This is a genomic window from Clostridium sp. CTA-6 (assembly GCF_054768115.1).
Window position 1 is genome coordinate 131809 of sequence record NZ_BAAAAU010000002.1, and the last position, 14355, is coordinate 146163.

Annotated in this window: 11 protein-coding genes, 1 riboswitch and 1 other annotated feature; of the genes, 8 read left to right on the forward strand and 3 right to left on the reverse strand. The window is 28.5% G+C overall.

Features of this window, described 5'->3' with window-relative positions; translation table 11 throughout:
- Positions 1-101 precede the first annotated feature (101 nt).
- The 7 genes from ACYUDJ_RS03970 to ACYUDJ_RS04000 all read left to right on the forward strand — a co-directional run bounded on the left by ACYUDJ_RS03970 (position 102) and on the right by ACYUDJ_RS04000 (position 8847).
- Entirely contained in the window at positions 102-2258 is a 2157-nt protein-coding gene (locus tag ACYUDJ_RS03970; RefSeq protein ID WP_003487824.1) for a Tex family protein, read from the forward strand.
- 71 nt (positions 2259-2329) lie between these two features.
- A riboswitch (FMN riboswitch) is annotated at positions 2330-2446 on the forward strand.
- Positions 2447-2534: 88 nt separating this feature from the next.
- Positions 2535-3128, forward strand: coding sequence for an ECF transporter S component (locus ACYUDJ_RS03975; protein WP_043030929.1), 594 nt, complete (start codon positions 2535-2537; stop codon positions 3126-3128).
- Positions 3129-3358: 230 nt separating this feature from the next.
- Entirely contained in the window at positions 3359-5008 is a 1650-nt protein-coding gene (locus ACYUDJ_RS03980; RefSeq protein WP_003487820.1) for a hypothetical protein, read from the forward strand.
- Between the two features lie 20 nt (positions 5009-5028).
- Positions 5029-5289: an EscU/YscU/HrcU family type III secretion system export apparatus switch protein gene (locus ACYUDJ_RS03985; RefSeq protein ID WP_003356363.1), complete on the forward strand. Its 261-nt coding sequence runs from the start codon at positions 5029-5031 to the stop codon at positions 5287-5289.
- Between the two features lie 13 nt (positions 5290-5302).
- Positions 5303-5989, forward strand: a complete 687-nt coding sequence (locus ACYUDJ_RS03990) for a metallophosphoesterase (RefSeq protein ID WP_003487816.1) — start codon at positions 5303-5305, stop codon at positions 5987-5989.
- Positions 5990-6072: 83 nt separating this feature from the next.
- Positions 6073-6354: an ArsR/SmtB family transcription factor gene (locus ACYUDJ_RS03995; protein ID WP_043030931.1), complete on the forward strand. Its 282-nt coding sequence runs from the start codon at positions 6073-6075 to the stop codon at positions 6352-6354.
- Between the two features lie 39 nt (positions 6355-6393).
- Positions 6394-8847 carry a DsrE/DsrF/DrsH-like family protein gene (locus ACYUDJ_RS04000; RefSeq protein WP_043030933.1) on the forward strand — a complete coding sequence of 818 codons (2454 nt, stop codon included), beginning with the start codon at positions 6394-6396 and terminating at the stop codon, positions 8845-8847.
- 38 nt (positions 8848-8885) lie between these two features.
- Here ACYUDJ_RS04000 and ACYUDJ_RS04005 read toward each other — a convergent pair whose 3' ends face one another.
- Positions 8886-9725, reverse strand: a complete 840-nt coding sequence (locus tag ACYUDJ_RS04005) for a DUF2225 domain-containing protein (protein ID WP_042385912.1) — start codon at positions 9723-9725, stop codon at positions 8886-8888.
- Positions 9726-9881: 156 nt separating this feature from the next.
- On the opposite strand from ACYUDJ_RS04005, the gene ACYUDJ_RS04010 reads away from it, so the two are divergent.
- Positions 9882-10670, forward strand: coding sequence for a GTP pyrophosphokinase (locus tag ACYUDJ_RS04010; RefSeq protein ID WP_030032935.1), 789 nt, complete (start codon positions 9882-9884; stop codon positions 10668-10670).
- Positions 10671-10973: 303 nt separating this feature from the next.
- Here ACYUDJ_RS04010 and leuS read toward each other — a convergent pair whose 3' ends face one another.
- A complete protein-coding gene (leuS, locus tag ACYUDJ_RS04015; protein ID WP_043030935.1) occupies positions 10974-13415 on the reverse strand; it encodes a leucine--tRNA ligase in 2442 nt (813 codons plus the stop codon).
- A 144-nt stretch (positions 13416-13559) separates the two neighbouring features.
- Positions 13560-13764: a binding site (T-box leader), on the reverse strand.
- A gap of 69 nt (positions 13765-13833) precedes the next feature.
- On the reverse strand, positions 13834-14238 hold the full coding sequence (locus ACYUDJ_RS04020; RefSeq protein ID WP_460289525.1) for a rhodanese-like domain-containing protein: 405 nt from the start codon (positions 14236-14238) through the stop codon (positions 13834-13836).
- Between the last annotated feature and the right edge of the window lie 117 nt (positions 14239-14355).

Below are 14355 nucleotides of genomic sequence, written 5' to 3' on the forward strand. Positions count from 1 at the left end.
TCCTATAAATTGTTTATAATTTAATTTATATTAATTTGCCAAAGGATATATAACTGGTATAATATATTTTTAGTGACTTTATTTAATATTTGGAGGTAAAAATGAACAATATAAATAGTGTTTTATCAAAAGAACTTAATATATCTATTAAGTATATAGATGCAGTTATAGATTTATTAGATCAAGGGAATACAGTACCTTTTATAGCAAGATATAGAAAAGAAGTAACTGGAGGTATGAGCGACGAAACTCTTAGAGAGCTTTTTGAAAGGCTTACATATCTAAGAAATTTAAGTTCTAAAAAAGAAGATGTTATAAGACTTATAGAGGAGCAAGGAAAGCTTACAGAAGAACTTAAAATATCTATAATTAATTGTAAAACTGTTACGGAAGTAGAGGATTTATATAGACCTTATAGGCCAAAGAGAAGGACAAGAGCTACTATAGCCGAAGGAAAAGGATTAAAACCTTTAGCGGAAACAATATTAGAAGGTAATTTTAAAGAAGATATAAAAGTATATGCTAGTCAATTTGTAAATGAAGAAAAAGAAGTAAAAACTATTGAAGATGCTCTTCAAGGTGCCATGGATATAATAAGTGAAGTTATATCTGACGAAGCAGAATACAGAAAATGGATAAGAAATTTTGTCTTTAATGAGGGAGTAATAGAAACCAAAGGTGAAAGCAAGGAGCCTACTCCTTATGAAATGTATTATGATTATAAAGAAAATGTAAAGAATATTCCTCCACACAGAATATTAGCTATAAATAGAGGAGAAAAAGAAAAAATATTAACAGCAAAAGTTACTTGTAATGAAGACAAAATAATAGATTATTTAAAAAGTAGATCCTTAAAAGGAAATAAAGAAACAGATATATATATAGAAGAGTCTGTTAAAGATTCTTTAAAAAGATTAATATATCCCTCTATAGAAAGAGAGATAAGATCAGAGTTAACGGAAAAGGGTGAAGAAGGAGCAATAAAAATATTTAAAGAGAATCTAAAGGCTCTTTTGATGCAAGCACCTATAAAAGATAAAGTGGTTTTAGGGTATGATCCAGGTTTTAGAACAGGATGTAAGATAGCAGTATTAGACGAAACAGGAAAGTTATTAAATACAGCTACAGTTTATGCTACAGCACCACAAAACGATGTAGAAGGTTCTGTAAAAATATTAAAAGAATTGATATATAAATATGACGTTGATGTGATATCTTTAGGAAATGGAACAGCTAGTAGAGAATCAGAAGAGGTTATAGCCAAAATGCTTAAAGAAATAAAAGAAGAAAAAGGGAAAGATATATATTATGTTATAGTATCTGAAGCTGGAGCCTCTGTTTATTCTGCATCAAAATTAGCTACAGAGGAATATCCAGATATAAATGTTTCTTTAAGAGGGGCTATATCTATAGGAAGAAGGCTTCAAGATCCTTTAGCAGAACTTGTAAAGATAGATCCTAAGTCTATAGGTGTAGGCCAATATCAACACGATGTATCTCAAAAAAAATTAGATGAATCACTAAAGGGAGTAGTAGAGGATTGTGTTAATACTGTAGGAGTAGATTTAAATACTGCAACACCATCACTTTTATCTTATATTTCAGGTATTAATAGTTCCATAGCTAAAAACATAGTAGCTTATAGAGAGGAAGTAGGAAAATTTAAGAATAGAAAAGAATTATTAAAAGTAAAAAGGTTAGGACAAAAAGCTTTTGAACAATGTGCAGGCTTCCTTAGAGTTATGGAAAGTAAAGAACCTTTAGATAATACAGGGGTTCATCCAGAATCCTACGAAGGAACCAAGAAATTTTTAAGTTTGTTAGAGTATGATGTAAATGATGTAAAAAATAATAAATTACAGGATATAGATGCTAGAGTTAATAATACAGGTATAGATCATATATGTAATAAAATAGATATAGGAAAACCTACACTATTAGATATTATAAAAGAAATAAAAAAACCAGGAAGAGATCCAAGAGAAGATTTACCAAAACCTATATTAAAGACAGGAATTGTTGATATAACTCAATTAAAACCAGATATGATTTTAATGGGTACTGTTAGGAATGTAGCTGACTTTGGAGCCTTTGTAGATATAGGAGTTCATCAAGATGGCTTAGTACATATAAGTCAACTTTCAGATAGCTTTGTAAAACATCCTTTAGATGTGGTAAAAGTAGGAGATATAGTGGAAGTTAGAATATTAGAAGTAGACCAAAAGAGAAATAGAATCTCCTTAAGCATGAAAAAGTAAATTATTGCATAAATATTAATATTGAATTAAAATTATTAATAGTATATAATAAAAATGCATAAAATTAATATTTATATCTTCAGGGCGGGGTGTAATTCCCCACCGGCGGTAAAGCCCGCGAGCTATTTTTAGCATGATTCGGTTAAATTCCGAAGCCGACAGTAAAGTCTGGATGAAAGAAGATTACAATTGTAACTGCGATTACAAAGCCCTGATATTATTATCAGGGCTTTTTTATTGGAGAATTTCTCAAAGAACATAAAATGGAGGGATAGTATGAAAAATAGTAAATTAAATAAGTTGGTAAAGATATCTGTGCTAGGAACTATAGGATTTTTACTTATGTTTATAGAGATTCCAATACCTATATTTCCAGATTTTTTACAAATTGATATAAGTGACATACCTGCACTAGTAGGTGGCTTTGCGTTAGGGCCTGTAGCAGGAATACTAATAGAGTTTATGAAAAATATATTGCATAGTATATTCAAAGGAAGTACAGTCTTTGTAGGGGAATTTGCAAACTTTTTAGTAGGATCTGTCTTAGTAGGTGTTTCATCATATATTTATAAGAGAGATAAAACTAAAAAAGGGGCATTAGTAGGACTAGCCATAGGGACAATATGTATGTCTCTGGTAGCAGGATTATTTAACTATTATGTTCTTTTACCATTGTATGAAAAAGCACTAAATTTCCCAATAAAAGCTATAGTAGCTATAGGAAATAAGTTAAATCCTAAAATAGTGGATTTAAAGAGCTTTATATTTTGGTCTATAATTCCATTTAATTTACTTAAGGGAGCTATAGTATCCCTAATAACTTCAGTTATATATAAAAGCGTATCTCCTATACTACATGAAGAAAAATAAAATATAAATATAATAACTGATTAAATAGCTAGTGTTCTATTTAATCAGTATTTTTATTATAATAGAAAAGTAATAAATTCATTTTATTTAAGATAATAAAATTTTAAAATATGTTAGAGTATATATAGTACTGATATATGAGTATATTACACTATTCCTTTATAAAGTTTGTTTAGTAAATATAGATCTAGTACGATAATAAAGTAAGTTTTATAAGAGGTGATGATAATATGCCAGACATTTTAAATATAAATAATGTTTATAATACTAATACAAAAAAAATATCTAGTAAACTTTCTTTTGATGTAGACCAAATTTTTGCTGCCAGAGTAATTGGTGAGGGAGAAAGTCCAGAAGAGGTAATATTAAAATTAATAGATGGATGGCAATTTAAAGCATCCATTGAAGACTTAAAAGGAAATTTACCTAATGGGTTACTTAATTTTAAAGTTTTAGGATTTGAGGAAGGAAAGTTAGTTTTAAAATTTTTAGAGGGTAGCTTGGTAAAGGAACAAGAAAAAGAGCAAAATTCTATAGAAGATTTATTACTTAAAGAGAATATAAAATTAAATAAAGAGGACTATGCTTTATTAGAAAAAATGATAAAGCATAATATACCTTTAACTAAGGATAATATATTAAAGGTTATAAATTTATCTAATTTTATGGAAAAACTAAAAAGTAATCCTCAAGAAGGAGATACATTTATACAAAACTATATAAAGGGTAAAGGAATAGATTTACAAAGTGCTAAAGGACAAGAGATAAGCAATGTATTAAAGGGATTATTTAATGAATTACAAACCTTAACAGAAGAAGATTTATTCATTTTATTAGAAAGTAATATAGAATTAACTGAAGAAAATGTAAAAGCTTTTAAAGAGGTTTTTAAAGAATCTAGCATTTATAACAAGGTAAATAATATGGATAAGGAATTAAATAAATCTAACATAGATAATAAACAAATAATAACTGACAAAAATATATCTGATGGAGATACTTTGGTAAAGGAAAATCTACAATCAAAAACAATAGAAAATGGCGCAAGTAATAAAAGTCAAAATGTTGTAAAAAATGAATTGATAAGTACTTTTAAAACACTTATGGCCACAGGTAAGGAAGAAAATATAAGTCTTGTAAGAGATTTAATATTAGAGGAAAAAGACTTAAATGGAATATTAAAAAATTTTACTAAAGAAGAGCAAGAAATGTTAGGATTAAAAGCAAAACCTGAAAATACTGAAGCAACAGAGCAAAGTTTAATAGGGGAAACTACAAAAAATATTAAAACAAAATCAATAGAAATATCAGGAAGTAGAGCACAAGTAGATTCTTCAAGTATAAAAGAACAAATAAATGTAAAAACAAATGAGATTAAAGATATAGTTAAAAATCTTATAGATACATTAAAAGATACCAATAATTCATCCTATGATAAAATAATAGGCACATTAAAAAATAATATAAATAATTTTAAAATGTTTAATACTATATCCAATGAATATTATTATTTAGATTTACCTTTAAATTTTAAAGAAAACGAATGTGACTGTAAAATTATAATAAAAGATGAAAGAGGTAAGGGTAAAAAAATAGATTCTAGTAATGTAAAGATAGCCACATCTATAGCTACAGCTAATATGGATATAGTAGATGCTTATATCACTCTTAAAAATAGCAATATGGAGATTAATATAAAAACTATAAAGCAATGGGTAAAATTATTAGATAAAGGGAAAAATAAACTTATAGAAGATATGAGCAGTATGGGGTATAATATTTTTATAAAAGTAGAGGAAAAAGCAGAGATATTTAATATATCAAACTGTAGAGAATTTTTTAATGATAACAATTTAAATGCTATTGATATTAAAGCATAATAAAAGATTGGGTGATTATTTTGAATGAAAGAAAAAAGGCTGCAGCTTTAAAATATGAGGAAAGTTACACATCACCAGTAGTTACTGCTGCTGGTATGGGATATGTAGCAGATAAAATTTTGGAAAAGGCCTCAGAAGAGAAGGTACCTATAGTTTATGACAAGGAATTAGCAAATCTTTTAACTAATATAGATATAGGCGATTCTATACCCTATGAATTATATGATGCAGTAGCAAAAGTAATAGCATATGTTATGGAAATAGACGAGAGAATAAAATAATAGAGGTGATATAGTGAGCTTATATGCAATATCAGACTTACATTTAGCTTTTAATGAAGATAAGCCCATGGATATATTCGATGATAAGTGGTTTATGCATCATGAAAGAATAAAAGAAAATTGGCAAAATAAAATAACTAAAGAAGATACCGTTCTTATAGCCGGAGATATTTCTTGGTCTATGAAAATAGAAGAGGGATTACATGATTTAGAGTGGATTCATAATTTAAAGGGAAGAAAAATTTTAATAAAAGGTAATCATGATTATTGGTGGAATTCTATAAATAAATTAAACAAATTGTATGAGGATATGAATTTCATACAAAATAATTTTTTTATATATGAAAACTATGCTATATGCGGAACAAGGGGCTGGAATCCTAAGCCATCAGATAATTTTACTACTCGTGATGAAAAAATATATAGAAGAGAGCTTATAAGATTAAGATTATCACTAGATACAGCAAAAAAAGCGGGAATGGAAAAATTTATAGTGATGTTACATTATCCTGCTACTAATGATAAATTTGAAGATTCACCAATAACTGAACTTTTAAAGGAATATAATGTAGAGAAGGTTATATACGGACATTTACATGGAATAAGTACAACTAGGTCACTAGAAGGGTTAAGAGATGGAATAGAATACTATTTAACTTCCTGTGATTATATAAATTTTGATCCCGTAAAGATTATTTAAACTTACGGGATTTATAATTGACAACTATATCGTAATATCGTAATATATAAATATAGCAATATATTATAGAAAGAGGTAGAATAATGGATAATGATTATGTAAAATATAATGATATGGCTGAACTTTTAAAAGTTCTATCCCACCCAGTTAGGATATGTATAGTGAAAGGACTTTTAGAAAAGGGAGAATGTAATGTAAGTCATATGCAAAATTGTTTAGGTATGCCTCAATCCACTATATCTCAACACCTACAAAAACTAAAAAGTGCAGGGATAATAGAAGGGGATAGAAATGGACTTCAAATAAATTATCATGTTTCTAATAAAAAAGTAGAGCAATTGATAAAAATTTTGCTTAATGAGTAATAGTACTAAGAAATTTCTATTTAAGTAGGAGGAATTATAATGAATAAGAAGGTACTAATTATTGGAGGTGTAGCAGGAGGAGCTTCTGCAGCCGCAAGACTTAGAAGACTTGATGAAGATGCACAAATAATAATGTTTGAAAGAGGAGAATATATTTCCTTTGCTAATTGTGGATTACCTTATTATATAGGAGAAACTATAAAGGAAAGAGATAATCTTTTAGTTCAAACTCCTGAAGCTATGATGGGTAGATTCAACATTGATGTTAGAGTAAATAGTGAAGTTGCATCAATAAATACCAAAGAAAAGAAAGTTACAGTAAATAGTAAAGAAAAGGGAAACTATGAGGAAACATATGATTATATAATAATGTCACCAGGGGCAACACCTATAAAACCACCTATAGAAGGGATAAATAGTTCGAAAATATTTACATTAAGAAATATTCCAGATACAGATAGAATAAAAGATTATGTAGACAACAAAAATGTTAAGAGTGCAGTAGTTGTTGGTGGGGGATATATAGGTATCGAAATGGCAGAAAACCTTAGAGAGAGAGGTATAAATGTGGTATTAGTAGAAGCTGCTCCCCACATATTAGCACCTTTTGATTCAGATATGGTTACTTTTGCCGAACAGGAGTTACAGGATAACGGTGTAGGGTTAATTTTAGGCGATGGAGTTAAATCTTTTGAAGAAAATAATAATAAAATAAAAATATCCCTTCAAAGTAACACTGAGTTAAATGCAGATATGATTATATTGGCTATAGGTGTAAAACCAGATACGGAGTTCTTAAAGGGGTCTTCTATAGAAATTGGTTCTAGAGGTCATATAATAGTAGATAAACATATGAAAACTAATGTAGAAGGCATATATGCCGTAGGAGATGCTATAGAAGTAATAGACTATATAAATGAAAATAAAACAGCCATACCATTAGCAGGACCAGCAAATAAACAAGGTAGAATAGCTGCAGATAATCTATGTGGATTAAATTCTTCTTATAAAGGTACTCAAGGAACTGCTATAATTAAAGTTTTTGGATTAACAGGCGGTAGTACAGGTAATAATGAAAGAATTTTATCTAAATTTAATATACCATATAAAGTAGTTTATACACATTCCCAATCTCATGCAAGTTACTATCCAGGGGGTACACCAATAAGCTTAAAATTAATATTTGATGATAAAGGTAAGATTTTAGGTGCTCAAGCTTTTGGTTATGATGGGGTAGATAAAAGAATAGATGATATTGCTACAGTAATAAGATTTGGTGGAACTATATATGATTTAGAAGAGTTAGAATTAGCTTACGCCCCTCCATATTCTTCAGCTAAGGATCCTGTTAATATGGTAGGTTTTGTGGCAGAGAATTTATTAACAGGAAAAGTAGAAAATATATCACCAAATAATATAGATGATAGGAATAAAGAAGAGATTGTATTATTGGATGTAAGAGATGATATAGAAATTGAAAATGGGAAAATAGAGGGAGCAATAGAGATACCAATAAATCAATTAAGAGATAGACTAAGTGAAATTCCAAGGGATAAAGAAGTATGGATATATTGCCAAATAGGGTTACGCGGGTATATTGGTGCTAGAATATTAATGGCCAATGGGTACAAGGTTAAAAATCTTAATGGTGGATATAAAACTTATATTATGAATAAGTTTATACCTGAAAAAATAGATAAGATGCCAGAAGATAAAATGAAGGGAAATAATGAAACTAAGGAAGAGGTAGCAGAAATTTTAGAACTGGATGCTTGTGGTTTAAGTTGTCCAGGGCCACTAATGAAAGTAAACAACACTGTAAATGAAATGAGTGAAGGAGAAACTTTAAAAGTAAAAGCTTCAGATCCAGGATTTTATGTAGATATACAATCCTGGTGTGAAAGAACAAATAATGAACTATTAAATGTATCAAAGGATAAAGGAATAGTCACAGCTATTATTAAGAAAGGTAAAAAAAAATTACAAGTAGATGAAAAAAAGAGTGAAGTACAAACTAAGCAAAATGATAATAAAACATTAGTTGTATTTAGTGGAGATTTAGATAAAGCAATAGCATCTTTTGTTATAGCAAATGGTGCTGTAGCTATGGGGAAAAAGGTAACTATGTTCTTTACATTTTGGGGATTAAATATATTAAGAAAATCAGAGAAAGCAAGTGTACAAAAGGGATTTATGGATAAAATGTTTGGAACAATGATGCCAAGGGGAAGTAAAAAGTTAAAACTTTCTAAGATGAACATGTTGGGCATGGGATCCAAAATGATTAGAAAGGTAATGAAGGATAAAAATATATCTTCTCTTGAAGAGTTAATAGAATCAGCTATAGCTTCAGGTATAAATATAGTGGCATGCCAAATGTCTATGGATGTTATGGGAATAAAAGAAGAGGAATTAATAGATGGAGTGAAAATAGGCGGAGTAGGATATTATTTAGGAGAAGCTGAGGATTCTAATGTAAATCTATTTATATAAATAAAGTAAAACTCCTATAAAATATGTTTATAGGAGTTTTACTTTATTTTACTTAGAAGTCTAGCTAAGATTCCCTTTTTGGGTTTAGTATTATCTATTTTATCAATCTCGTTAGGTATAGTAGTAAAATCAATTTTATTCATTTCTTCTTTTATAAAATCATTTTGATCTCTAGCTAAATTTTTTAATCTACTAGAAATACCAGGACAGGTTATAACATTACTAAACCAACGCAAAGCTTCTTCAGAATTTCCAGTTCTCCGCAGTAATTCACCTATTAAATACATGGTAGTGTATCTATCCATCCCATATATAGGAAAATCCTCTGAAAAATAAGCTTCTTTAAGAGATTCTAGGGCTTCACTTAAAAATAATTTTTCTTTATCATAATCATCCTTTAGTCTATACATCCAAGCCAACTTTAAACAATTAAAGCCTTTTTTACTATAAGCAGATTCTATAACCACATAATTTAATAAAGATAATTTAAATCTTTCAATAGCTATATCTATATTATATACTTCAGGATATTCCCTAGGAATCCAAGTTGAAGTTATTTGTTCTTTTACAGAATTTATTTGAAAAGATCTTATTTTGTTAAAATCTTTTTTCATAGCAGCATAACCACATTCATTACAAACCCAAACATCATAAAAATAAGGATTTATAATAGAATATCGTATAAAAAGATCAGAATCTTTTTTTAGAATTCTGTAAGAAGAAGTTTTTATAGATTTTGCTTTAAAGGTATTACCACACACAGGGCAGGTGACTTCTTTATCATATAAAAGAGATTTTTCTTTTAACCATTCAGCGCTATTTTTTTTATATATTGGCCAATCTTTACTATTATTTTTATGTGATTCATTGTAATTCAAAATTATCACCTTCATTTTCGCATTCATATCTGATATTATAATTATATCAAATATACAATTATAATTATATTATAATATCAAAACAATATATAATGATAATAGGTAATATAGGATAAATTACAAAATTCAAAGCATATATTGAAAAGGGTGAAGGGTATGGCACTAGGTGAATGGAAAACTTTTTTAATACCATATAAGCAAGCAGTAGAGGAACTTAAAGTTAAATTTAGAAGTATAAGAAAAGAATATAGAGAAAAAAATGAATACTCTCCTATAGAATTTGTTACAGGAAGAGTAAAAGAAATTTCTAGTATCCTAGAAAAAGCAAATAAATTCAATATACCATTAGATAGAATTTGCTATGAAATGGAAGATATAGCAGGAATAAGAATAATGTGTCAATTTACTAGTGATATAGAGAAGGTAGTGGAGCTAGTAAGACAGAGAAAAGATATGCAAATAATATATGAAAAAGATTATATAACTAATGTTAAAAATAGTGGATATAGAAGTTATCATATGATTATAAAATATCCTGTTAGTATGGCAGAAGGTCAAAAGGAGATTTTAGCAGAACTTCAAATAAGAACATTAGCTATGAATTTTTGGGCTACTATAGAACATTCATTAAATTATAAATATAAACATCAAATACCTAAGGATATAAAGTTGAAGCTTAAATCAGCTGCAGATGCAGCGTCTAACTTAGACAAATTAATGATGGAAATAAAGGATGAAATAAAGGATGCACAGAAACTTTTTGAAGTAAAATCAAGTTTAGTATCTTACATAATGGATAATATTTTAACGTTGCAATCTATGGGAAAAATTATAGATTCTAATAGATATCAAGAGCAATTGAACAAACTTATAGAAGAAGGGGAAGTATTTGAATTAAATAGTCTTCTAAAATCTACGGAAAAAACTATAGAAATGTATAAATAAGAGTTAAATATGGCTTATTAAAATAGATTTAATTTTAATCTGTAAATATAGAAAATACATTCATAAGGCACTTCATTTTGCTAAGAAGTTCTAAATTTGACTCCATTAAAAATTTTCTGCCCAGTAGAGGCGCCATCCTTGGCTTCACTACTGGCTCCTCACGTCCTGTGAGGAATTACGAAAATTTTTAATTCTGTCAAATTAAGAACTTCTAAAGCTTATTCATATGCTTATTACATGTATTTTCCATATTTACTATATTAAAATTAAATCTATTTTTATCTTGAGACAGCCTTTTTAATTTTATTTAGCAACTATATTAACTAATCTATTTTTTATTACTATAACTTTTTTAATTTCTTTATCACCTATAGAATTTTTAATATCCTCATTATTTAATGCTGATTCTTTTATTTCCTCTTCAGATGAACTAGTAGATATATTTATTTTAGCTCTTATTTTGCCATTTACTTGTACGGCTATTTCAACTTCATCTTTTATTAAGGCTTTAGGATCAAATTTAGGCCATTTTTCATTGAAAACAGAAGAATTAATGCCTATAAGTTCCCATTGTTCTTCAGCAAAATGAGGAGCAAAAGGTGCTAATAATCTTATAAAGTCAATTATACTTTCTTTTAAGAATGAAGCATTTTTAAAAGTATCATCACCAAGATATTTAGATAGAGCATTTGTAAATTCCATCAATCTTGCTATAGAAGTATTAAATTGCATTTTATCTATATCTTCAGTTATAGATTTAATGCTATGATGTCTTACATAATTCAATTCTTTCTCATCTTTATCCATGATAGATTTATTATTTTTAGAATTTTTTATTTCTTCTCTAGCATTTTCTAGTATTCTCTCCACTCTGTCTATGAATCTGCCTATGGATTTTATACCATCGTCACTCCAAGCCCCACCTTCTGTATAATCAAATCCAAACATTAGATACATTCTGAATACATCTGCACCAAATTCCTTTATATAATCGTCAGGAGAGATGGTATTCCCTTTTGATTTACTCATTTTTAAACCATCAGGGCCTAATATTAGTCCTTGATGAGTAAGAGATAAAAATGGTTCATCAAAGTTTAGATAGCCCATATCCCTTAAAGCCTTAGTTATAAATCTAGCATATAAAAGATGCATACAAGCATGTTCAGGACCTCCAACATATTTATCAACTGGAAGCATTTTATTTATTAATTCAGGATCAAAAGCTTCTTTTTCGTTATTATTATCTGGATATCTTAAATAATACCAAGAAGAACATACAAAAGTATCTAATGTGTCTGCTTCTCTTCTAGCTGGACCGCCACATTTTGGGCAAGTTGTATTTATAAAGTCATCACATTTACCTAAAGGTGATTTCCCATCTGGAGAGAACTCTACATTATATGGTAATTCTACAGGAAGCTCAGCCATAGGAACTTCTACTGTACCACACTTTTCACAATAAATTATAGGAATAGGGGCACCCCAATATCGTTGTCTTGATATAAGCCAATCCCTTAATCTATAGTTTACTTTTTTTCTACCAAGATCCATAGATTCTAGCTTGGAAATTACAGCTTCTTTAGCTTTATCTCCAGATAAGCCATCGAATTCTTCACTATTGATCATTCTACCATATTCTGTATAAGGAAGAGAGTCACCACCTTCTATAACTCTTTCTATAGGAAGACTATATTTAGTAGCAAAAGCAAAATCTCTTTCATCATGAGCAGGAACTGCCATTACACAACCTGTTCCATAGGTATTTAATACATAATCTCCTATCCATATAGGTACTTTTTTACCGTTTATAGGATTTATAGCATAGGAACCTGAGAATACACCAGTTTTTTCCCGAGTTATAGATTGTCTTTCTATATCAGATTGGTTTTTAGCTTGATCTTTGTATGCTTCAACTGCAGTTTTATTTTCTGCTGTAGTTAGTTTATCTACTAAATCATTTTCTGGAGCTAAAACTACATAAGTAACTCCAAATAAAGTATCTACTCTTGTAGTAAATACATTAAAGCTTAAATCTGAATCTGCTACGTTAAATGTAACTTCAGCACCTACAGATTTTCCAATCCAGTGTTTTTGCATAGCTTTAGTTTTTTCAGGCCAATCTAATTCATCAAGTTTTTCTAATAATTCATCAGCATAGTCGGTTATTTTTAAGAACCATTGTTCCAGATTTTTTTTATCAACATTGCTATCACATCTTTCGCATTTTCCATCTAAAACCTGTTCGTTAGCAAGAACAGTATTACAACTTGGGCACCAATTAACAGGTGCTTTCTTTTTATAAGCTAAACCTTTTTCATAAAGCTTTAAAAATACCCATTGAGTCCATTTATAATAGTCTGGTGAACAAGTTATAACTTCGTTTTCCCAGTTGAACATAGCACCCATAGCTCTTAATTGAGATTCCATGGTTTCAATATTTTTGAAGGTGGAGTCTTTTGGATGTATACCTGTTTTTATTGCATAGTTTTCAGCTGGAAGACCAAAAGCATCAAAGCCCATAGGTTGAAAAACATTATATCCTTGCATTCTTTTAAATCTTGCCCAAGAGTCCACAGGACCATAGTTAAACCAGTGACCAGCGTGTAATTTACTTCCTGATGGATAAGAAAACATTTCAAGAACATATAATTTTTTATCTAAATTTTTATTATTAAACTTGTATAGAGAGTTTTCTTCCCATTTCTCTTGCCATTTCTTATCGATTTTAGTACTATAGTTTCCCATAATAATCCTCCTATCTATTTTATAAATTATTATTTACAAATAAATATTAAAAATAGTTAAATATTTATATAATAAAATTTATTTAATTATATAAAAATAAGTTTAGAATATTTTTATATAAAATAAAAAAACCTATCATCTCTTAATAGAGACGAAAGGTTATCCGCGGTACCACTCTAATTAAATCTATAAATTAATAGATTTCTCTTATAAAAATAACGGTTTTACCCGTGTCTATTTTTGATAGACAAGCTCCCAGGCAAGTTCACATTTCCCTATACTGTTTTGCACCATCCAACAGTTCTCTTTATATAGAAAAAATATTACTACTCCTGTTCAAGGCTTTTAATATTAATTTATACTCAATTGTATATTATGATACATATATTGTCAAGACATTAGTAAATATATATTTTTATTAATATTCTAAAGGATAGGGCCATGAGTTTAAGCGGTCTAGGATATATACATTAGTGAATCCTAATTTATCTAATAAATTTGACGCGTTTTTAGCTCTTACACCAGTATTGCAATAAATAATTATTTTAGTGTTTTTATCTATATTTTTAGATAACATTGTATCCCTAAAATTATCTATTGGAATATTTAAGCTTTTAGGTATATGACCATTACTAAATTGTTTAGGGGTTCTAACATCTATTATTAGGGCAGTAGAATAGGGTGTTGATATTATGTGTTTTACCTCCCTTGGAGAAATATCTTTATAAGCTTTTGCATTGTATAGAGGTATTAATAGAATACTTGTTAGTAATACTACAAACAAAGAGTAAAATATAAATTTGTTTCTAATTTTATAATTCACTTTATACACCTCACTTAAAAGTCATAAATATATTTTGCACAAGTGAGCGTATTTTATTAGTAGAATAAAATATTATATATTAATTTTAAACAAAGTTTTTACTATTAAAATTGAAAA